Origin of the sequence: Anaerobiospirillum succiniciproducens DSM 6400, assembly GCF_000482845.1 — a bacterium.
GTDB classification, from domain to species: domain Bacteria; phylum Pseudomonadota; class Gammaproteobacteria; order Enterobacterales; family Succinivibrionaceae; genus Anaerobiospirillum; species Anaerobiospirillum succiniciproducens.
On record NZ_AXWV01000054.1, the window covers coordinates 1 to 22147 of the forward strand.

Below are 22147 nucleotides of genomic sequence, written 5' to 3' on the forward strand. Positions count from 1 at the left end.
CTGTTAGCTCTTTACACTAGATTTTGTATGAGCTGCCGGGCTTTGTACACTAGGTTTTGTATGGGCTGTTAGCTCTTTACACTAGATTTTGTATGGGCTGCTAGCTCTGTACGCTTGTTTGTATGGGGTGTCGGTGCGGCTACCTAGCTAAAGAGGTTAGATAGCATTTAAATAATTAGAAGCAGCATTGTGCGTAGGCGTAGTGGTTCTACGCATCAGATATAAGCTGCTGTGCTGAATATATGGCTGTGAAATGTGAGGTTTAATGTGCCTCTTTTTTTATAGCTAGGATTGCCCGACTGAGCTGAGGTTATTCATGAGCGAGCATACTATCAATCCATTAACTGCATTACAGGGCTTACCTAACTTTTCGCAGGTTAAACATGAGCATGTGTTTGATGCAGTAAAAGCAGCTGTTGATGCCAGCATTAAAACTATCAAGACAGTAGTTGCTGCACATGAAAACGATCCTACCTGGGATAATGTCATGGCTCCAATTGAGGAGGCCGATGACAAGCTCTCTCGTGTCTGGTCAGTGGTTTCTCACTTAAACAGCGTGTGCAATACCGAGGAGTTTAGAAAGGCTCATGATAGCTGCTTGCCTATCATGTCCGAGTACTCCACCTTCGTCGGACAGTACAAGCCACTGTGCGATGTACTTAAGAAGATTTCTAAATCAGATGCTTATAGCCTCTTAACTTCTGCACAAAAGAAATCCATTGAAAACTCCTTAAGAGATTTCCGCCTCTCAGGTGTGGATTTACCTGCAGACAAACAAAAGCGCTATGCTCAGATTAGTGCTGAGCTCTCTCAGTTACAGTCTGACTTTGCTAACAATGTGTTAGATGCTACCAAGAACTTCATCTTACATATCGAGAATGAAGATGAGGTCAAGGGCTTGCCATCCTCTCAGATCAATCAGGCGCGTGCTGAGGCTAAAAAGCGCGATCTTAAGGGCTTAGTATTTACTTTAGACATCCCTTCTTACCTGCCATTTATGACCTATGCAGATAATCGTGAGCTGCGTAAAGAGCTTTACATTGCTTATGTAACTCGTGCCTCTGATAAGGGTCCTAATGCTAACAAGTGGGATAACCAAGATAAGATTGATAACATTCTGCGCCTGCGTCATGAAGAGGCTCAACTCTTAGGCTTTGAAAGCTATGCCCACCTCTCCTTAGCTACTAAGATGGCTAGAGATCCACAAGAGGTTATCGAGTTTTTAGAGGATTTAGCTCGTAAGTCCAAGCCTCAAGGTCAAAGAGAAATTGATGAGCTCAAAGAGTTTGCAGCTAAAAATGGTCTTGAAGGCGATCTCGAGCCTTGGGATGTTGCTTACTACTCACAAAAGCTGTGCAAAGAGCAGTACTCTTATGACCCACAAGAGTTACGTCCATACTTTGGCACTGAAAAGGTAGTTTCAGGTTTATTTACCTGCGCTGAGCGTCTTTATAACGTGTCTTTCCGCCCTCGCTTTGGTGTGGATGTATGGCATGAGGATGTTCGTTGCTACGACATCTATGACCGCTTTGGCTCCAAGATGGGCACTTTCTACATCGACCTGTATGCTCGTGATGGTAAGCGTGGTGGTGCTTGGATGGACGAGGCTATGTCGCGCCGTTACCGCTATGATGGCTCACTGCAGCTGCCAGTTGCTTACTTAGTTTGCAACTTCACCCCACCAATGAATGGCAAGGATTCACAGCTCACTCACGATGAGGTGGTTACCTTATTCCACGAGTTTGGTCATGGTCTGAATCAGCTGCTTACTCGCATCGATATTGCTGACGTTTCTGGTATCAATGGTGTGCCTTGGGATGCGGTGGAGCTACCATCTCAGTTCAACGAGAACTATGCATGGCAAGAGGAGGTTTTAAACTTCTTATCTGCTCACGAAACCACCAAAGAGCCGCTGCCAAAGGACAAGCTTGATGCTCTGATTAAGGCTAAGAACTTTGAGTCTGCCATGGCTATGCTCCGTCAGCTTGAGTTTGCCCTTTTCGATTTCAGACTGCACCTTGAGTATGACCCAGAGAAAGGCTCACGTGTCTATGAGACCTTAGGTAAGGTTAAAGACTTAGTCAGCGTGGTTCCTCAATATGCAGATGCCCGTTTCCCAGATAGCTTTAGCCATATTTTTGCAGGCGGTTATGCTGCAGGCTACTATAGCTACAAGTGGGCTGAGGTTTTAGCCGCTGATGCCTTTGGTCGTTTTGAAGAAGAGGGTATCTTCAACGAGAAGGCTGGCGAGGACTTTAAGGACTACATTCTTGCCTGTGGCGGTGCTAGCGATCCAATGAAGGGCTTTATCTCATTCCGTGGTCGCAAGCCAGAGGTTGATGCACTCTTACGTCAGAGCGGCATTAGTGCCTAAAGCGCTCAAACAATTTGTTATTCAGCGCTCAAACAATTTGTTATGCTATAAGGCCAATAGCATGGCGCTGTTGGCCTACAAAGATGCCACTGCTTGCGGCATTTTGTTGTAAACAGGAATGAAAAAAGGAGAGGCCATAAGATACTTATGGCCTCTCCTTTTTTATGGCCTCATGGAGGCCAATGCTCATATGCTGTTGCTTTTTAGTAGTAAACCCAGAAATCAACGAGCAGTACGATGAGCCATGCAAAGTGGTGAATGGCACAACCGATAAGAGTGTACTTAAGTTCTGGAGCTACTTTAGAACCGTCACGTACATTAATGATGGTACGGTAAGTAGAGGAGGCCAGAGGAATTAAGGATAAAGCCAGAATGCTAATTTCCCAGCCCTTGTGGGACATGAAGCAGGCGATAAAGGAAGAAAGTAGTACACCAGCAAATAATACACTGTGGTAAATAGTGGCAAAACGATAGCCTAAACGCACGGCCATAGTACGCTTACCAGTGATCTTATCCTCTTTGATGTCGCGCATATTAGCAGTGTGGAGCACCATCACTGAGCCTAAGCCAACGCTGATGCAGAGCATGAAGGTATCAGGGTAGATTTCAAAACCACTACCTGAGGCATTGGTAATCATGATCTGTGGGCCAATTACAGCGAGAACACCGAAGAATAAGAATACAGAGATATCGCCAAGTCCTCTATAGCCATAGGAAACACCTAAGGTGTAGAGAATTGCTGCAAGAATGGAGATAACGCCTAAGAAGATAAACCAAGCAAAAGCATGGCTATCGTTGCCTAATGTCATGTAGACAGCAGTAAGACCGGTGAAAGTTAGCAAAATGGTAACTACAGCCATGAAGCGTCTTAAGCCATTGAGGCTGATGGCACCTGTCATGGCAGCACGGATAGGGCCTAAACGATTAGCGCCATCAGCTCCCTTAAAGGCATCACCATAGTCATTAGCTAAGTTTGACAGTACCTGCAAGAGCATGGCAGTGATGATAATTAAGAAAGCAGCGGCTATGTTGTAGGCATTAACTGCTCCATAGTAAAAGCCTAGACCGCAGCCAACAGCGCAATTAGTAGCACCTAAAAGCAATGTCTGTGGACGGGTTTCTTTAATCCAGTCTTTGATCATTTTGTTGTTTCCAAAAACCTGCACTTACGTGCTGGTATTTAAATAAGTTTGCAGCTTTTAGCAGAGAGTGCCACTCAAGATTGTAATCTTAGTCAAACTATGGGGGTGTTTAATCTCTAGCTCACTATGATCTGATAAGTTAGCGTATCTTGGCTAATGCCACAGTGTTAAGCCATGCTTAAAACAAGAGTGGTTATCTCTGCTAAAAACTGCAACACTCTACAATCAGACATGAATGTCTGTGCGATATGGATGTGTTTTTAAAGTTAGGCAAGTGAACATAGAACAAACCTGCCATAAAAACTGCTCATGCATTTTAGCGGGTTTGTGCTTTGTTTTCATCTTTCATGACTGCAAATGCGACAGAGCTAGAATCCTAAGGGCGCTGTACACGTATCAATTAGTAGTTTCTCTCAATCAGAGCTAGTTTAGGTCAGCTATTTGTTTTTGTTGTATAGGGTATGTAGCAAATTATTTTAAAACTACATAATTTTGACCTTTGCTCGCGTTTGAATAAGTCACAAAAGGGCTATTTAAGGCGAAAAAATCTAAATTATGCGGAGATCAGCCGAAAAACAACTTGTTTCTAGTATAATTCGCACACAAATTTGAGTTTCGGATGCGGTGAGTGTCAGGCGTCAATACACACAACGCTAAGCGCTTGGGTACTTAACTGACTTAAGGTACTCGCTGCAGCACAGATACACCTATATCCTCAAGCTAGCATGAACTGCACTTGAGGGTTCGAGTTCAAGGCATAGCCTGTAGTGCTGTGGTATTGGCTTAACGCGTTGTTGCACGCAAACTTGCTAAAGGGGCTGTTATGTTATTTGATGATCCTGCCTTACAGGCATTAAAGAAAGGTTTTGATGCCGAAAAGATCAAGAAAGAAGGTATTGTAAGAGCAACTGATCGTGGTTTTGGTTTCCTAGAGGTTGCTCAGGACAAGAATAGCTATTTCATCCCACCTCAGGAAATGAAGAAACTGATGAACGGCGACCGCATTGTTGCTGTCATCACTGAGGATAAAGAGCGCGGCAAGAGTCAGGCTGCTCCTGAGTCTTTAGTCGATAGCGCTTTAAAAGAAAAGTTTGTTGCTCGCGTAACCTACATTAACGGTAAGCTCAACATCAATCCTGATAACCCAGGCATTAAGCTGAGCTATTTGGCTGATGACTACCGTAAGGATAAGAGCAAGAAGCTAAACGAAGGCGATTGGGTGATGTGCTCACTTAAGAAGCATGCACTTAAGGATGGTCACTTCCGTGTTGCTATTGTTGAAGAGATTACCGATAGCTCTGATCCAACCACTCCATGGGTGGTAAGCCTGCGTGCACTTGATCTGCCAACTGAATCCCCTCTTAGCACCGATGAGTTTAAGTTCTTAGAGGAAAACTTCCCTCGTGAGGACATGACTAATGTTCCTTTCGTTACAATTGATAGCGAAAAGACTGAGGATATGGACGACGCTCTGTACATTGAGCGTAATGAAAATGGCTTCAAGCTCTTTGTAGCCATTGCTGATCCAACTGGTTATATCGATGAGAACTCTGCTTTAGATGAGGAGGCCTCAAAGCGTGCTTTCTCTATCTACTTACCAGGTCGTAACATCCCAATGCTGCCACGTGAGCTTGCAGACAATCTGTGCTCACTGCGTATGAATGAAAATCGCCCAGCGTTAGTTGGCATTATCGATATTGATAATGAGGGTAACATCGACACTGACAATGTTGAGTTCAAGATTGCTTTAGTCAAGTCACACGGTAAACTCGTATACAACTACGTATCTGATTACATTGAGAACGGCGACACTACTAACTTCAATCCAAATGAGACTATCAAGCGCGTGATTGAAGACTTAGTTGCTATGACTAAGGTGCGTGATAACTACCGTACTACTAAGCTTGCCTCTTTCCGTACTCGTCCTGATTATGAGTTCGTGCTCACTGAGGATGGCGCTCTTGATCACATTGAGGTTAACTACCGTCGCATTGCTAATCAGATCGTTGAAGAGTGCATGATTGCAGCAAACGTAGCTTGCGGTAGCTTCCTTGCAAAGAACCTCAATACTGGTATCTTCAATACCCACGCTGGCTTTATTAAAGAAGAGTTAGGCGATGTAGTAGAGCTTTTAGGTAAGTTTAATTTCACTACTACTGAAGAAGAGCTCTCTAAAATCGAAGGCTTCTGCGCAGCACGCCGCTATGCCAATAGCCTCGAGAAGACTTACTTAGACAATATGCTGCGTAAGTACCAAGAGTACTCTCAGATGCTCATCAACCCAGCACCTCACTACGCTTTAGGTGTTGAGACTTATGCAACTTGGACCTCTCCAATTCGTAAGTATGGCGATATGATTAACCACCGTTTAATCAAGTCTGTCATCTGCGATCAGGAGCATCCACGTATGCCAGATGAGAATACCTTAGCTGTGATGAACTTAGCCCGTCGTACTAATCGTATGGCTGAGCGTGGTGTACGTGATTGGTTATACGCTGATTACTTAGCCCCAGATGTAGAGAACAAGACTGTCTTTGATGGTGAGCTGTTCGATGTAGTACGTGGCGGTATCCGTGTAAGCTTAGTCGCTAACGGTGCCTTTATCTTCGTACCTATGAGTCTGTTTAGCTCTGATCGCGATAATATCGACTTCAACAGTGCCGAAGGTCGCATCACCTTTAAGGGCGAGGAGATCTTCTGTTTAGGTGATCCAATTAAAGTACGTATTGTCTCTATCGATAAGGCTAACCGCTCTATCGTGGGCGCTCCGGCAGAGCTGCCTGAGGGTGTTCCTGCTGTGAACATTGAAGAGGCGATGTTAAAGCGTCGTGAGGCAAATAACCGTCGCTAAAGCGCAACTGTACATTCAATTTTTACCAAAAAAAAGGCCCGTAAATATCACGGGCCTTTTTTATGGGCGGCAGACGTCTTAAAAGAGGAGCGATGCGTCATGCCCTAAGTTTGCCTAACTAGCAAAGGCTATCTAGGCTAGCAAGAGCTAAGGCTAAGTAAACCTGCCTTGGTAGGTTCGCCTAGCCTATGGTTGCTAGGCTCGCCAGAACATACGGGTGCAGCACAGTAGCACAGGTATGATCTCAAGACGGCCTAAGAGCATATCAAAGGCAAAGAGGAGGTGAAGGCCTGAGCCAAGGCCTGCAAAATTGCCACTTGGGGTGAGCTGATCACCCATTGGAGGTCCAATATTTGATAGACAAGTGATAGTTGCAGAAAACGCATCAGAAGCACCTAGGCCCATTATGATGGCTAAGAAAGAGGATATGACTGCAACGATCAAATACGAGCTAAAGAAAGTAACAATGCTTTGTACAGTGGCAGCATCCACAGGATTGCCATTAAATTGAGGCTGGATCACACGGTGAGGGTGAATACTCTTAATACATTGCACTCTAAATAATGAGAGCAACACATTAATACGGAAGATTTTTAAACCACCGGATGTCGAACCTGCACAAGCGCCTATAGGCAGAATTAACATAAAAATGACTGTGGCTACAGGATTCCACAGCGTAAAGTCCTCAAGAGCGAAGCCTGTGGAGGAGCTAACGGAGATGACATTAAACAGGGCAATACGGAAGGCACGCTCTAGTTCATATTCATTTTTCAGGTATAAAGTTGCAGCTACGACTAAAGATACGATCAACACTAAGAAGAAGTAGGTGCGGATCTGCTCATCGCCAAAGAGCTTACGATAGTCACCAATAATACATGCAATGAAGGCAGTTAATGGGCATGCTGAGATAAACATAAAGAAGCATGCCGAATAGTGTACAAATGGGCTAAGACCATTCATCGATGCATCAGTTGGCATCATGCCGCCAGTTGAAACGGTAGCTGCTGCAGCATTGATAGCGGTAAAGAAATCTAATCCACCAATGACATAGGCAATGGTACAAAGCACAAAGGTTGCGATATACCAGCCCAAGATAGCAAAAGACATGGTCTTTACGTGTGGTGTGAATTTAGAGCTGTTCTCAAAGTAGGTGTTTTCGGTTTTGAAGATATTCATACCACCCATAGCAACTTGAGGCAGCACAGCAACTGCAATCACCACGAACCCGATACCGCCAAGTAGATGTAGCATGGAGCGCCATAGTAAAATAGCGTCAGGCCTAGTGTCCAAAGCATTAATTGCAGTAGCGCCTGTAGTTGAAAGGGCAGATGCTGTTTCAAAGACAGCTCCGGCGTAATCCACATCAGGCAGCAAGAAGTAGATAGGAATAGCACTGATAACCGCAATCAAAGTCCACAGTGAGGCGGTAAACAAAAACAGCTCACGAATGGAAACAGAGTAATTACCGGCTCTCTTTCCTATCATGGATAAGATCTTACCAGCGACTAGCGAGATAACGGTCATAGCCACAAAGCTAAAAGCACCATCAGTGTGGGTGAACAAGGCATAGATAGTTGGAATCAGTCCAGTGATACCCACGGCAATTAAGGATGGTCCAAGCAGTTTGGACACGGCATAAAGATTAATAACCATGTTTAACCTCTCTACCAGTGAGGCAGCCAGAAGGCGCGTGGTTTAAAGAGCTTAATTAAGTTTCTCATCTGCATGCGGTCGGTTAGGAAAGTAACGACACGATCGCCATCTTCAAAGATGAAGTTCTCGTCAATTTTCACTACTAACTTGTCGCGTAGTGCCAAACCAAAATGCACGCCAGCTGGGATGTTGAGATCTTCAATCTTGCGACCTACCACATTGGAAGAGCGCTTATTACCTTGAACTAAGAGCTCCAAAGCCTCAGCCTGTCCTTGTCTGAAGATGCGCATGCGTTCTACACCCTCTTGGAGAATGTTAGAGAGCAATGCGGAAATTACAGATTCACGTGGGGATACGATGGCATTGATTTCATTACCGGCCTGAGCAATATCTTGCAGTGATGGCTGACGAATGATAGCGATAGTACGTACCTTGTTCATGCGCTGAATGAGTAAAGATGCCATGATGTTGCTCTCTTCACTAGGAGCAGCGGCAATAAAGGTATCAGTGTGATAGAGCTTCTCTTCAAGCACGAAGTCGATATTCGATGCTTCAGCACAGTAGAGCTCAACAGGCATGTCCTTAAAGCGTGGTGAGATACGTTCAGCTCGCTCAGGATCTGGCTCAATCAGTTTCACGTTATAGCGCTTACTTAAACGTATCGCGATAGCATCAGCAATGTGAGAGCCGCCTTGAATTACCACGTTCTTGCCATTTGGCTTGAGTGGCATCAGTGCACCAATGAGATTTAAGGTGCGGGTACGCTCGGCGCAAAAGTAGATCTCATCACCCTCTTCAATAGTCTGAGTGCTGAGTTTATCTAATACCTGTCCGTTACGATAAACGGCTAGCACCTTACAGCGACCATCGTAGTTTTCAAGATCGGTGACTAAGGCTCCAATCAGCTTACCGCCTTTAGTTACGCATACGGCAGTAATGATGAGACGATCTTTGGCAAAGGAGTGCAGTGCAGTTACTCCTGGTAGTTCCATCAAATCATCAATTGCATCGGCCATGATGCGCTCTGGAGAGATGATGTGATCGATCGGGATGGCCTTAGGTCCAAAGAGCTTATCTGACTCACTTAAAAAGTCTGAAGCGCGGATACGCGCAATCTTGCGGGGAATGGAGAACAGTGCAGCGGCAACAGAACAGGTAGCGATGTTAATTTCGTCATTAGGCGCGGTAGCTACTAACAGTTCAGTGTTACGGGCACCGGCCTCACGCAAAACGGATGGCCAAGTAGGATCGCCCTGTACTACGCGCAGATCGAGACGGTTAGCAATCTGTGTCAGTTCGGTAGATGGATTATCAATAAGAGTTACCGCATGACCGGCTTGAACCAGATATTCGGCTAACTCGGTACCAACTTGAGTGGCACCGATAATGATGATTTTCACTATGATCCCCGATACTCATTGAGCTAAAGTCAATGACTCAATAGTTAATGTGCCGCTATTGCGCCTAAGGTCAGTTGAAAAGCTCACCTTGCCTTTCAACTAGCTTAGGCCTTTCTCTAGCGCTTGAAACCAAGAATGTCGCACTTCTTAGAAGCCACATCAGCTTGATGTTAGGCCTCAGATGTTACTACTACTTTAGGCTATATACATAAGCCTTTTGAGTACATGCAAGCCTTTAGTAGCTAAGGCCGCATGGTATGGCATGCCCACTTAGTGAGTCTTTCTTATAATTTATAACTTGCCATTACGTATGGCCAAGTCCTTACTAAAGACTGGCCACTACTAAGACTTGGCCTTATGGAGGGCAAGTCATTTTCAAAGCTTATTCAGGCTTGATGAAACGAGCGTAGAAGAAGCCGTCGCCGTCATCGTCACCAGGCAGTCTTTGCAAGGTGGTGTACTCTTTTCCATCTAAGCAAATTGGGTCTTGAATAGCGTCGCTATGGCGCTTTAAGAAGGCCTCAACTTGACGGATGTTTTCATCAGGCAAGATAGAGCAGGTGGTATAGAGTAAAACACCGCCCTTAGAGAGCTTTTCATAAGCTGCATCTAAGATCTTTGCTTGAATCTCACATAAGGCGGCAATATCTTTATCGCGGCGCAGCCACTTGATGTCAGGGTGACGACGAATAACACCAGTACCAGAGCAAGGAGCATCGACTAAGATACGATCAAAGCTTCCCTCAAGCGCATCAAGATTCGTAGCATCCATTGCCTTAAGTTCCACATTCTTGAGGCGACCTAAGCGCTTTAAGGTGGAAACAGTTTGCTCTAAGCGGGACTCTTCGATATCTAAAGCAGTTACGTGGCTCTTAGGCGAAAGATCAAGGATATGAGCAGTCTTGCCTCCTGGTGCACAGCAACAATCTAAGATGCGCATGGCCTTGTCTTTGTCGAGCTTGAGAAAATCAGCGGTAAGCTGAGCAGAGATATCCTGTACGGTGCACAGACCCTCAGAGAAGCCTGGGATATCGTAGACATTAGCTGCAGCATCTAACTTAACGGTGCTCTTGCACAACTTAGAGGTCGTGGAGCTAATTTCTTTTTTGGCTAAATGCTCAACGAACTCCTCAGTGCTGACCTTAGAGTTTTCTACACGCAAGAACAGTGGAGCCTTGATATTGGATGCCTCTAGAATCTTTTTGACAGTAGCTGCGTCATAGCCATCTTGAAGACGAGTAACGAGCCAGTCAGGGAAAGAGTAGGTCACCGCATCATTATCTGATTCAATAACCTTAGCACCTTCACGTAAAAAGCGACGTAAGATGGCGTTAGTTGTAGAGGTGAAAGACTTTCTACCAATATCGCCACAGGCACTAACAGTAGCTGAAACTACAGCATGGGCAGGTACGCGCATGTAGACAATTTGATACATGGCAGTAATGAGTAAAGCCTGTACAACACGATTACGCTCAGTAATCTTAAAGTCGAACATTGGCTTTAAAGTACCCATGAGGATACGACGGTGACGTAAGGTACCGTATACGATCTCTTTGATAAAGGCAGTATCGCGAGAGTCAAATTGTGCGCAGTACTGTGGCACTGCCTCACTCATGGATACACCTTTGTTCACCGCCTCAACGATTAAGGCTGCAGCAGCACGTGACTTCGAGCCAGCGACTTCAACCTTAGGAGTCTTTGGCTTAAAGTTTTTAGACTTGCGAAATGCGGGACGTTCAAACTTAGGCAAAGCACACACCTCTTGCAAACTGTTCCTTTCTGGAGCGAGCTAAGTCAGCGGCACTCACTCTTCCCTTACCAGGGGCCTGAATGGTCTTCAAAACTAAGAAGCCTTCGGCACACTTTACGACGATGCCAGAGGCATTTACCTCAACGATAGCGCCAGCACCTAGGTTGGAGGTGTCTCCAAGAGCGCCAATTTCTCCATCAGCTAAGACATGTGCTTCAAAGACCTTAAATAAGGTATCACCAAGTGAGGTGGTAGCTACTGGCCAAGGGTTAAGACCACGCACTTGCAAACACAGCTCTTGAGCGCTTTTGTTGAAGTTAAGCGGCGACTCTTCCTTGCTTAGCTTAGCTGCATAGGTTACAAGCTTTTCATCCTGAGGCTCAGGGGTGATCTTAGAGCTAAGAATATCTGGCAGGGCCTCAACTAAAGCCTCAGCACCCACAGTTGCCATACGCTCAAATAAAGAGCCTGAGGTATCGCTATCTAAGATCGGCATTTCCTTTTTAAAGAGCATATCGCCAGCATCTAAGGCTTTAACGATCTGCATGATGGTAACGCCAGTAGTTCCCTTTCCACTTAACAGTGCTCTTTGAATTGGGGCAGCACCACGCCACTCTGGCAGTAATGAGCCGTGTACGTTAATACAGCCTAAACGAGGGGCGTTAAGTACACGCTCTGGCAAGATGACGCCATATGCAACCACAATTGCAATGTCAGCACCAATTGCCTCCCACTGTGCTTTATCTTCCTCTTCTTTGAAGTTCAGTGGAGTGTAAACATGCAGGTTGTGCTTAAGGGCTAGCTCTTTAACTGGGCTTGGTGTGAGTTTGTGACCACGACCTGCTGGACGGTCAGGCTGTGTATAAACAGCAACTACATCAAAGCCTTTGTCGAGCAGTGCTTGTAAGTGCACGGCTGCAAAGTCTGGAGTGCCTGCAAATATGATTTTCTCAGCCATCTAAGTTTCTAGGCTCCTACAAGTGTGTATCGTTTATCCAAGCTCATACAAGTTATAACTAAGATGCTACGCACAAGGCAGCATTAAGGTTAAGAGCATTGAGGTGGTGTTGGATAAAAGATACGGGCTGATAATGCCTCAGGATAGAAATGGATTCTATAAGCTAAGTTATAGCTTTGTAAGCTACCTATGGTGCACAAGGCCTGCTCTGACACAGGTAGCTTCGAGACAAGAATTAAGAGGTGGGGTAGCGCATTAAGCTTTGCCTGTGCACAGGCATAAATGGCGTATGTACAAGCTTACTTAAAGCGTATAAAGAACTACTATGCTTCCTCACGCTCTTTTTTAATCATGGCCATCTTTTTAGTGACTCTAGTACGCTTAAGGCTGCTTAAGTAGTCAACAAAGATGTGACCATCAAGGTGATCGATCTCGTGCTGCAGGCAAATAGCTAATAAGTCACCAGTCTCAATGGACTGTGGATTGCCATCTACGTCTTGGTATTCAACCTTCACACGCTCAGCACGGGTAACAGTATCGTAGTACTCAGGAACTGATAAACAGCCCTCTTTGTATTCGATGCTACCGCTCTTTTCAACAATCTTTGGATTGATGATTACCATAGGATTGTGCTTAAGAACTTGACCCTCACTGTCAACATCAGCAATGTCGATAACTACGACTTTCTTGCTCACGCCAATCTGAGGAGCCGCAAGACCAATACCGTCATAGTGGTACATGCTATCAAACATGTCCTGAACCAGAGCCTTAAGTGCATCATCAAAGACAGTGACCTCAACAGTTGGGGCTCTTAAACGGTCATCTGGGTAAATCAGGATCTCACGAACAGCCATGTTCTTCAAAAACCTCGTGTCATCAAACCTAAGTATTTAGACCATGACTAACCTAGCTCTACTTAAGTAGCCTTAAGGCAATTAAGTTAAACGATACAGCATGCTAAGAACTTACAAAAGCTGATAATTGAGCCATTGTAAGCATGGTCCAAGAAAAAATAGAATCAAAAATTCCGTTGATATCTTACCACGCCTGTCAAGTAATGAAGATTGCACTTCATGCTCAAATGACTGAATCATAGAGTAAAATGCCTTTCCTCAAATTAATCATTCTTCTCATGTTTTCAGTCTCATCAAGTAGGCTGCATAATTACCATGCTGCAAAACGATAACCTCACAACTAACGCTCATATAGAGACTACAGAGTCACTTGTAGATATCTCAACTAATGAGACAGATAATGGCAAAAGCCCATCGAGCATGCCAACACTAGAGCAAAATGGATCTACACGCTCCACTCATGTAGATGAGCACAACAATGAGCTGCATGTAAACGCATCTACTCCCCTCCTTACACAGGATGAAAATCAACAAGCTCCTGATGCGCTTGAGGATATGCCCAAGCGTAACCTAGCCACTGCTGTCGTTGTAACCGCTGATACTAAAGATGAGCAAACCACGACCATAGAGGAGAGCGAAAGCTCAGCCCCTGTTAATTCAGTAGAGCAAAGCGGAAATGCAACCCATGTTGGAGCCGTAGAGCAAAGCGGAAGTGGAGCGCCAGTTAGTGCATTAGAGCAAAGCGGAAGTGGAGCGCAAGTTAGTGCCGTAGAGGATAGCGAGAGTCTAGCCTCTGGCAGTGCGGTGCAAATTCTCAACAAGATGATTGAGGTGGTTGAGGATGAAGAGGCCTCAAGCAGTGATGAGACAAAGATTGTTCATGATAATGGCCAAAATCTAAGTGCTAAAGCGCAGCAAGATACTTCTTTAGAAGACGGCATTGCTGATGGCGATAAGGAGGCAAAGCCAGACCTTACTATCGCAGAGCCAGTGGCGATAATCGAAAGCGGGATTGCAGATAATGAGGCTTCTTATCCTGAATTATCTGCAGCTGATCAAGAACGCTATAACAAGATGCTGCTCAAAGAGGGTGATCCATGCCCGGCATGCGGACAGGGCAGCCTTATCTTAAGACAAAATGAGAGGGTAGCGTTTTTAGGATGCTCATGCTTTCCTAAGTGTAAGCTACGCTATTACACAGCTAGATCTAATGCAGTCGTAACGCTTAAGACGCTAGAAAGCACCTGCCCCGAGTGTGGGGCAGGGTTAGCCGTAAAGAAAGGTCGCTATGGTCTTTTTATTGGCTGCTCAGACTACCCTCAATGTACTTACACTTACAAAGAGGACTCGGTTGATGAGGAGATTAGCTGCCCATCGTGCAACAATGGGCAATTAGAGCGCCGAAGAGCACGTTCAGGACGCATCTTCTTTGGCTGTAATAACTACCCAAGCTGTGAGTTCATACTACCAGGTGTGCCGGTGGCAAGCGAGTGTAAGGAGTGTGGCTTCCCTCTTAAGTACAAAAAGAAGGTGAAAGCTGGTATCGCTCTTATTTGCGGCAATCCACTGTGTGCATCACGCCGCCGTCGTAAACAAGAGATGCTCGCTCAAACACCGCAAGCCTAAAGTGCCTAGCGAACATGGATAAGTCTTTGCCAAAGCCAAAAATGCCAAGCTCACATGGATAAGTCGTTCCAACAGCCTCAGGTGCCACATGAGCAAGGGTACACATTTTACAAAAGCAGTGCTTTTAACACGGCTTACATTTATGAGGCCTTCTTGTTTGCCTTGTAAATATTGGAGGTAATCTTGTGTGAGCATGAGGGATAATGGGCATGTCCATAAGTGTGACATGTGCGATAAGGCACTTTGCTCATGATATAATTTAAGGCTTAGTAGGGCATAAGGATGCCTAAGATATCAGATTTAACGGAGAATACGATGTCAGAGCAATTTGCTGTCATTATCATGGGTTCAGATTCAGACTTACCTTTGGTGAACAACACTCTTGATGTTTTAAAGGGCTTTGATATCAAGTACGAAGTACGTGTAGCTTCTGCTCACCGTACTCCAGATGTAGTTTCAAACTATGTTCAAGATGCTGAGAAGCGTGGTGCTAGCGTATTTATCTGTGCAGCTGGTTTAGCAGCTCACTTAGCTGGCGCTGTTGCTGCTCGCACTACCCGTCCTGTAATCGGCATTCCAGTTGATGGCGGTCCATTAAATGGCGTTGATGCTCTTTACTCAACCGTAATGATGCCAGGTGGTATCCCTGTAGCAACTGTTGCAGTTGGTAAGGCTGGTGCCAAGAACGCAGGTTACTTAGCAGCCCAGATCATGGCCTTAGTTGATAAGGACTTAGACGCTCGTGTTAAGGCAAACCGTCAGGCCGCTGCTGAGGAAGTAATGGCTAAAGACGCTGCTTTACAAGCTAAGCTCTAATTATCAAAACAGGTCTTTTAACTGGCTTGTTAATGCTGCTATAAAGATTTGCAGATCAGGCATGATACAAACTAATCTTGTCTGAAATCAACAAAAGGGGGTGATCCACATGGATGCCCCTTTTTGTTTGTCGCCAAAGTAAGTAAATTTGATTCGCTCATTACAGTTTTGGGCGGCGCTGCTTGAGTTTGAGGTGTTAGAAGTTGTCACAGATAAGCGATGCGGTTAGCTACAAGATTGCAGAGGCAGCCCAGACTTTAAAAGAGGGTGGTGTGATCGCCTGCCCAACTGAAGGTGTCTTTGGACTTTCAGCTAGAGTCAATGATGTCAATGCCGTACAAAGAGTTATTAGTATTAAGCATCGTGCGCTCAACAAGGGTCTTATTGTAGTGGCATCGGATATTGCTATGCTTGAGGGTACTGTAAATTTTGCCCAATTATCTCAAAACAGCATGCGTCTTATTCATGAAAAGTGGCCAGGACATGCCACTTTCATTGTTCCTGCGCACCCATCACTGCCAAGTGTCCTTACTGGTGGCAGAAATACCGTTGCCGTACGCGTAAGTGCCTTTCCTTTATTACAAGAGCTGTGCAGGCAGACTAATTGTCCTATTGTCTCAACTAGCGCCAATATTTCAGGCACTGAGCCTGTTGCAGATCTGGAGGAGCTTAAGAGAGTCTTTGGTTCTGTTGTTGACTATGTTCTTGATGAGCCATGTCAAGGACTAAGCAAACCTAGCACTATCTATGATGCTATGACCGGAGCAATATTGCGCCCATAGCAGAACGTATTTGGCTAGCAAATCTTGGTTAGCTAGGCTGCAAGGGCATAATAGGCTAGCAAATCTTGGTTAGCCAGGCTGCATGGGCATAAGGCTAGCTAAATCTAGGTTAGTCATGCTGCATGGGCATAATAGGCTAGCTAAATCTTGGGTAGCTAGGCTGCAAGGGCATAATAGGCTTGGTGCATGTGTACTATTGCGGTGAGATAGTATGACTGTCTAGTGTGGTTTGATATGCTAAAGCAGAAATACACTTTCTAGCAGGTATCGTTATGGCACTCAAACTAGCAGTCTTTGGTAATCCTATTGCACACTCCATGTCCCCTCTTATTCATCAGCATTTTGCTAAATTACATGGGCATGAGATCTCGTATGAGCGTTTGCTAGTTGAAGGTAGCTTTAAAGAGGCTGCTGATGCATTCTTTAGCTCAGGTGGTCTTGGCTGTAATATAACCGTGCCATGTAAAATTGAGGCATATGAGTTTGCACATGAGCTTACCGATCGTGCTCGTATTGCTAAGGCGGTAAACACCCTCAAACGCATTCAAAGTGCGGATGGAAACGAGCGCTATATTGGTGACAATACCGATGGTTTTGGCTTTTATAGCGATCTATTACGTCTAAATGCTCCTTTGCAGCAAGCTAAAGTGTTGGTCATCGGCGCAGGTGGTGCTGCACGAGGTATCTTGCCATCACTTTTGAGTAAAGAAGCTGCACTAAGCGAGCTTACCTTAGTTAATCGTACTGTCTCAAAGGCAAGTCAATTACTGCAAGGCCTAGATGAAGTACTGCTTGATCGCTCTGAGGCTAAGTGCAGAGCTTGTACTTTTGATGATCTTTTACCTGATGATCATTATGATGTGATCATTAACTCTACGTCTTTATCAGTGAGCAAAGAGTTGCCTAAGATTCCTGATAGCATCTACACTCATGCTGCCTTTGCTTATGATCTCTATTACACTAAGACAGGTAGCACTGTCTTTACTGATAAGGCCTCGAGCCTTGGCGTTAAGGCATGTTTTGATGGTCTTGGTATGCTTGTCGGTCAGGCTACTTTGTCATATGAGTTATGGACTGGAGTGCGTCCTGATATTGGCGCTACCTTAGACTATCTGCGCTCTGAGCTCGGCTAAATAGGATCAATCGTGAAGAAACTATACTTACATCTAAATGCTAATGAGCAAGCAAGCTTATTTATTGATGAGATCAAGCAATCTATTGAAAAGGCAGTAGCTACTAATGCTTGTGTATCTGATGTGAGTGGGGATTCTTCTTTGCAGGTGGATGGCACTCAGATCTCTTGCTTATCGGACGCTACTTTACTTGGTAGCTATGGTGATAGGCTTGTTTATGTGGTGGGCGATGAGAGCACAGCTGCACTTAAAGATGCTGCAGCCAAAGCAAGTGCGTTAATCCATAAACATGGACATGAGGCGTTTTTAAACAGCGAATATGCATCGTTTATTAGCGATGGGGATGCCTTAATTGGTTTTGATGACGGCATGGCTGGTATGAGTTTGTTGCTACAAGCTAAGATGAAGCCATTAGTCATCGACTTTGAGCAAGTTTCATATCGTCAAAGACTGCTACGCGGTGGTAGACAAAAAGAGCCTTTAGCTCGTGCAGTGATGAATGGCATTGAAGATGGGGCTTTAGTTTTTGATGCCACTGCAGGATTAGGCCGAGAGTCCATGATCTTAGCTCATGCTAAAGCTCAGGTGCTCTCCTTTGAAAGACAGCTGCCTATCTGGATTATCTTAAAAGATGCGTTAATGAGAGCATCTAAGTCACGCTTCTTTCCTTTTACTTTGCCAAAGCTTCAGGCAATAGGCACTATAGCCTCATACGTTGGGGAGGCTCCTGAGGTGATCTACTACGATCCTATGTTCCCAGAACGAGAAAAGAGTGCTGTAGTTAAGAAAGATATGTTCTTGTTTAGACAAGTAATTGGTGAGGACAAGGACATTGAAGACTTTATTCGCATTGCTTTAAGGCTTGCGACTAAGCGTGTGGTGGTCAAGCGCCCTTCAACAGCAGAGCCAGTTAGTGCTGTAGATATACAAAGAGCCTATTTTGTTGACGGTGGCCAATGTCGATTTGATTGCTATAAGCCTTAGTGCATTAGCCAAGATCTAATGTGATGGCTGCTTTACGTATGATTCAAATGAAAATGGCGAGTTCACCTCGCCATTTTCATTTGATAAGAGAGCTAATTGCTCTTTAGTAGATAGTCTTAGGCTTACGCTATGTAATTTTTTTTGATTATTGGATTAGTCTGTTGTGATTGGGGAGAAGCCAGTAATGTGGAGGACTTCCTGAATGCGCTTATCTTTTATGAGGCGGCCAATGAAAGCCTTAGCTTTACGATTGGTTTTGGACTGCTCCATTAAAACTGCATAGTACTGAATATCAGAGTGCAGATTACGTGGCACCTCGTAATAAGAGCCGTTGAGCTCGCGAGTTATTTGAGCAACTAATGGCTTAGTGACAATGCCTACCTGAACATTGCCGTTAGAGACCATGGAGTAGACTTGGTACTCGTGTTCGCTCTTATAGGTTTTGTCTTTCAGATAGGATGTATTAAAAGCTGAGTTTTTCAAAAGCTGTGCGGTTGCAAAGCCAACAGGAGTTTGGTTTGCTGACGCTAGTGCGAGGCTTTGAATCTGATGTTTGCGCAACAGGTTTTGCGCAGTATTGCCTTTGGAGCTAAATAATTCAGGATCGCGTGACCAAAATACTAAAGGAGCAATAGCAAAAGGCACCATAGAGCTGCCTACTGCTCTTTGAGAGCGAATCAGGCTAATTGGTAGTCTTTCATCAGATGAAAGCACTACATCACAGACAGCTACAGTGTTGTTTTCAGGGGCGTTAGCTACCATGGCATACAATTCGTTAGCTGTTGCAAAGGTAGGCTCAAACTTAATCTTTGAGACATTTTGCATCAGGTTAACTGCCTGATATAGCTGCGGTACAGCACATACCTTAATGATATTGTTCTGCTCGATCGTTTCGTTGGCTGTAGCATGGGCAAAACTAGGAGTGGCAGCAAGCACTAAAGCACTAAAAGCGGCACTGCCTGCACAGAAGAGTTTAAAGAGGCGTACTGCCTTATGTGAGCGTAATACAGAGATACTCATATATCCTTCCTAGCTTCAAGTACAAGTAAGCAGATCTTATCATTAGCCTATGCCGATTATCTCATGCATATGTACAAATTACTTAATACCTGAAAAGCATTCAACTAATACCCATTTCCTAGGCGCTAAGGATCTTGCCTCATGCAAAAGGGTAACATGGTTTTTTTTGGTGGATCTGTGCCTGTCGTGCTCTTAGGCACTTAGTGCCTTTGCAAGATGATGTGTTCGACAAGTAGTGTTGATGCGATCGAGGGTTGTTTTAGCGAGCTTACTGAGCGGGCGCTTATTTGACCACGTGCTTTTCACACTGTACAAGGCGCTCAAAGATCTCAGTAGTTGATCCGCAGTCACGGAGCTTGTCGGCAAAACCTGGCTCGTTTAGTAACAAGGAGAGGCGGCCTAAAAGTTTTAAGTGGGTCTCGCCGTCATCAGGGCTAGCAAGCAAGAAGATAAGATCACTCTTGCGGCCATCAAGGGAGCCAAGGTCGATTGGGGTATCAAGGGTGGCAACTACCACAGTGGCACGCAATACAGAAGATGATTTTGCATGCGGCAGCGCGATACCTTCAGCAACGCCACAAGGACCGAGCTCTAAGCGTGCATTAAGATCGCTTAAGTAATCATGCTCCGAGGTAATAGCATTGACCTTAGAGAGTTTTTGCACCATGGCGCGGATGATGTCATCTTGATTGCTTGCTTTGAGCTTAACAATCATAGTGCTCTCATCGAGCGCATAGCGGAGCATAAATGGGCCTCTATCAACATTATCAGCTGAGCGAAAGTTTTGACGTAAGTACTGCAGGTTATTGAGCACATTACGATAGAAGCTGCCATTGAGCTTGTAGTAAGCACTGTAGATAAAGAGGGTGGTTAGACACAAAATAGCAACAAAGATAGTCGCCATATTCGAGTTCATTTCTGGCAGCGGCACTTGAGAGTCTTCAAAGACAAAAGTTGCTGCCATAGATCCACCAAAGAAGAAGAATGAAATGGTGCTACCTAAGTGTACTGAGGTAATGCGCATAGAGAAAATCAGGGCATCATTACGCTGTGAAAGTTTAAACTCTCCATAGTCTACGGTATCTACAGTCATTGAAATCAGGCTGACATGACACATGCCTAAGCCGCAGTTAATTAAGATTAATGCAGCAGTTATGAGTGCGGTAAGCATGTCAGAGGCATTTTGCGCTAAGAAGAGGATTACAGCGCCGCCTATAAATAAGTAGACTGAAAAGTTAAAGACAAAGGCTCTAGAGAGCATGCGCACCATTGGCTCATACAAAGCCATACAGGTAATTTGTAAGAAGCAGCCAACTAAAAGTGCAGTGTATATAGAGTGATTGTTAAAGAGGTTGTTGGCATTTAAGAGATTAAAAATAGAGCCAACGGTGATGCCTAAAGCTATGTTAATTAATACACCGCAAATAAAGAGCACCATCAGCTGATCGTTGTGCAACACGATCTGGGCAATGTTTTTAATTTGTTTGATGAGGCTTTCAGAGCTACCTTGATGATTGCTATGCGCAACAGGTGAGAGCTCATTAAACGAATTAACGTAGTTCTCTTGATTGCTAGAGGCCATTGTAGCCTCGCGAATCTCTGCATAGACAGCACTAATATCATTAATTTCGTGGTTATGGTTTTGCTCTTGATTATTCAGTGAGGCATAAAGCTCGCTATTAGAGCCGGCATTATCTCCATTGGAGGAATAGCCCACCATCTTATCGTCAGTACCATTAACATTAGCGCGGTCAAAATAGCCGATAACATTGTTGTAGCACTGCTTGACGTTGTTCTGAACTACAGCTGCATCGTAAGTTGTAAAGCTAGAGCTAATTATGCCCTCAGAGGCTGTAGAGTCCTTAAAGTTTTGCATCTGAGGCTTGTTTGAGTCTTGTGATTTAGAGTAGTTAAGTGCCGCTTGAGCCGCAAGACGAGCGTAAAGATTGTGCGCGTCGTTGGTAGAGCAATAGCCACCATTAGAGCCAATGGCATCTTTTTGATATGGCGGCAGCATATGCTTGTGAGAATTGCGGCGAATGCTACGCGCTTGTCTTTTAGCAATGTACTTGGTTCGAATGAAAAGTAACAAAGCACTTTGACTGACCACCAAAATAATAATGCTCATGATATCTGCATTAGTGTACTCATCATTTGGACCTGAAAGCATGGTCGGGTAGTAATGGAGCAGGGGTACAGAGCAGATAGGTATAAAGAAAGTACCGATCGAGGTGGCGATACATGGAACTGAGGCCATGGCATCGCGCGTTGAGCTATCGGAGCTAAAGATAGTCAGCATCGGCCATGAGGCAGTATCGATCATAAAGAACGATAGTGACCATAATGCATAGGACAGCGTTACTGCTAAGTAGATGCTGCCGCCTTGCTCAGGCAAGTGGTACATCCATACAATAGCTAGGAGATTTAACAGCGAGCCGCAAAAGATCCAAGGCTTGTATTTACCAAAGCGGCTAGAGGTATTGTCGACTAAGAAGCCGATAATAGGATTGGCAATAGTACCTAGAACATGAAAGCCTAAGTACAAAGCACACAAAAATGCTGCTTCAAGATGCAGTACATGGAGGCAGTAGGCAAAGATGCATAGATTTATAAGACCTTGCACTAATTCTTTGCCGAGGACACCGACGCTAAAAGCAATTTTTTCACGCCACGATGCAAATGATATAGAACGTTTGAAGTCTTTCATAAAACACCAGGCGCAACCACTGCCACGGGTAATGACAGCGATCTTGATAAAACAACCCATGCTAGACTTTATATAAGCCTAGCCCCGCAAATAGCTA

15 protein-coding genes are annotated in these 22147 nt (G+C 44.8%); 7 read left to right on the forward strand and 8 right to left on the reverse strand.

Features of this window, described 5'->3' with window-relative positions; all coding sequences use genetic code 11:
- Positions 1-316 precede the first annotated feature (316 nt).
- Complete coding sequence (prlC, locus tag H524_RS0107945; protein WP_044121782.1) at positions 317-2374, forward strand: oligopeptidase A; 2058 nt, start codon at positions 317-319, stop codon at positions 2372-2374.
- A gap of 203 nt (positions 2375-2577) precedes the next feature.
- Here the strand turns inward: prlC and menA are convergent, their stop codons facing one another.
- Positions 2578-3516 (reverse strand): 1,4-dihydroxy-2-naphthoate octaprenyltransferase, encoded by a 939-nt coding sequence (gene menA, locus H524_RS14905; protein WP_052338989.1) that lies wholly within the window; start codon positions 3514-3516, stop codon positions 2578-2580.
- A gap of 823 nt (positions 3517-4339) precedes the next feature.
- Here menA and H524_RS14910 point away from each other — a divergent pair.
- Positions 4340-6367, forward strand: coding sequence for an exoribonuclease II (locus H524_RS14910; protein ID WP_044121784.1), 2028 nt, complete (start codon positions 4340-4342; stop codon positions 6365-6367).
- Positions 6368-6562: 195 nt separating this feature from the next.
- Here H524_RS14910 and H524_RS0107960 read toward each other — a convergent pair whose 3' ends face one another.
- From H524_RS0107960 to def, 5 genes are all read right to left on the reverse strand, one after another.
- Positions 6563-8020 carry a TrkH family potassium uptake protein gene (locus H524_RS0107960; protein ID WP_027939838.1) on the reverse strand — a complete coding sequence of 486 codons (1458 nt, stop codon included), beginning with the start codon at positions 8018-8020 and terminating at the stop codon, positions 6563-6565.
- A gap of 11 nt (positions 8021-8031) precedes the next feature.
- On the reverse strand, positions 8032-9420 hold the full coding sequence (trkA, locus tag H524_RS0107965) for a Trk system potassium transporter TrkA (RefSeq protein ID WP_027939839.1): 1389 nt from the start codon (positions 9418-9420) through the stop codon (positions 8032-8034).
- A 382-nt stretch (positions 9421-9802) separates the two neighbouring features.
- Positions 9803-11170, reverse strand: a complete 1368-nt coding sequence (rsmB, locus tag H524_RS14915; RefSeq protein ID WP_052338990.1) for a 16S rRNA (cytosine(967)-C(5))-methyltransferase RsmB — start codon at positions 11168-11170, stop codon at positions 9803-9805.
- Complete coding sequence (gene fmt / locus H524_RS0107975; RefSeq protein WP_027939840.1) at positions 11163-12128, reverse strand: methionyl-tRNA formyltransferase; 966 nt, start codon at positions 12126-12128, stop codon at positions 11163-11165. The genes rsmB and fmt overlap by 8 nt, the downstream gene beginning before the upstream one ends.
- 323 nt (positions 12129-12451) lie before the next feature.
- Positions 12452-12982 (reverse strand): peptide deformylase, encoded by a 531-nt coding sequence (gene def / locus H524_RS0107980; RefSeq protein WP_027939841.1) that lies wholly within the window; start codon positions 12980-12982, stop codon positions 12452-12454.
- Positions 12983-13297: 315 nt separating this feature from the next.
- Here def and H524_RS16565 point away from each other — a divergent pair, with 315 nt between their 5' ends.
- The 5 genes from H524_RS16565 to H524_RS14930 all read left to right on the forward strand — a co-directional run bounded on the left by H524_RS16565 (position 13298) and on the right by H524_RS14930 (position 18323).
- The gene (locus tag H524_RS16565; RefSeq protein WP_052338991.1) at positions 13298-14608 is read left to right on the forward strand and encodes a DNA topoisomerase family protein; all 1311 of its coding nucleotides are present in this window, start codon (positions 13298-13300) and stop codon (positions 14606-14608) included.
- Between the two features lie 315 nt (positions 14609-14923).
- Entirely contained in the window at positions 14924-15424 is a 501-nt protein-coding gene (purE, locus tag H524_RS0107990) for a 5-(carboxyamino)imidazole ribonucleotide mutase (protein WP_027939842.1), read from the forward strand.
- Between the two features lie 203 nt (positions 15425-15627).
- Positions 15628-16206, forward strand: coding sequence for an L-threonylcarbamoyladenylate synthase type 1 TsaC (gene tsaC / locus H524_RS0107995; RefSeq protein ID WP_052338992.1), 579 nt, complete (start codon positions 15628-15630; stop codon positions 16204-16206).
- Positions 16207-16478: 272 nt separating this feature from the next.
- On the forward strand, positions 16479-17339 hold the full coding sequence (gene aroE / locus H524_RS14925; protein WP_044121785.1) for a shikimate dehydrogenase: 861 nt from the start codon (positions 16479-16481) through the stop codon (positions 17337-17339).
- A gap of 12 nt (positions 17340-17351) precedes the next feature.
- On the forward strand, positions 17352-18323 hold the full coding sequence (locus tag H524_RS14930; protein ID WP_052338993.1) for a class I SAM-dependent methyltransferase: 972 nt from the start codon (positions 17352-17354) through the stop codon (positions 18321-18323).
- 153 nt (positions 18324-18476) lie between these two features.
- Here H524_RS14930 and H524_RS0108010 read toward each other — a convergent pair whose 3' ends face one another.
- Entirely contained in the window at positions 18477-19343 is an 867-nt protein-coding gene (locus H524_RS0108010) for a molybdate ABC transporter substrate-binding protein (protein WP_027939844.1), read from the reverse strand.
- A gap of 283 nt (positions 19344-19626) precedes the next feature.
- Positions 19627-22050, reverse strand: a complete 2424-nt coding sequence (locus tag H524_RS0108015) for a PTS sugar transporter subunit IIA (protein ID WP_169726139.1) — start codon at positions 22048-22050, stop codon at positions 19627-19629.
- Positions 22051-22147 lie beyond the last annotated feature (97 nt).

Coding starts and splice junctions, on each gene's coding strand:
- H524_RS16565 (WP_052338991.1), top strand. CDS start 13,298: ATGCTGCAAAACGATAACCTCACAACTAACGCTCATATAGAGACTACA.
- fmt (WP_027939840.1), bottom strand. CDS start 12,128: ATGGCTGAGAAAATCATATTTGCAGGCACTCCAGACTTTGCAGCCGTG.
- purE (WP_027939842.1), top strand. CDS start 14,924: ATGTCAGAGCAATTTGCTGTCATTATCATGGGTTCAGATTCAGACTTA.
- H524_RS0108010 (WP_027939844.1), bottom strand. CDS start 19,343: ATGAGTATCTCTGTATTACGCTCACATAAGGCAGTACGCCTCTTTAAA.
- def (WP_027939841.1), bottom strand. CDS start 12,982: ATGGCTGTTCGTGAGATCCTGATTTACCCAGATGACCGTTTAAGAGCC.
- H524_RS0107960 (WP_027939838.1), bottom strand. CDS start 8,020: ATGGTTATTAATCTTTATGCCGTGTCCAAACTGCTTGGACCATCCTTA.
- menA (WP_052338989.1), bottom strand. CDS start 3,516: ATGATCAAAGACTGGATTAAAGAAACCCGTCCACAGACATTGCTTTTA.
- H524_RS14910 (WP_044121784.1), top strand. CDS start 4,340: ATGTTATTTGATGATCCTGCCTTACAGGCATTAAAGAAAGGTTTTGAT.
- aroE (WP_044121785.1), top strand. CDS start 16,479: ATGGCACTCAAACTAGCAGTCTTTGGTAATCCTATTGCACACTCCATG.
- prlC (WP_044121782.1), top strand. CDS start 317: ATGAGCGAGCATACTATCAATCCATTAACTGCATTACAGGGCTTACCT.
- H524_RS0108015 (WP_169726139.1), bottom strand. CDS start 22,050: ATGAAAGACTTCAAACGTTCTATATCATTTGCATCGTGGCGTGAAAAA.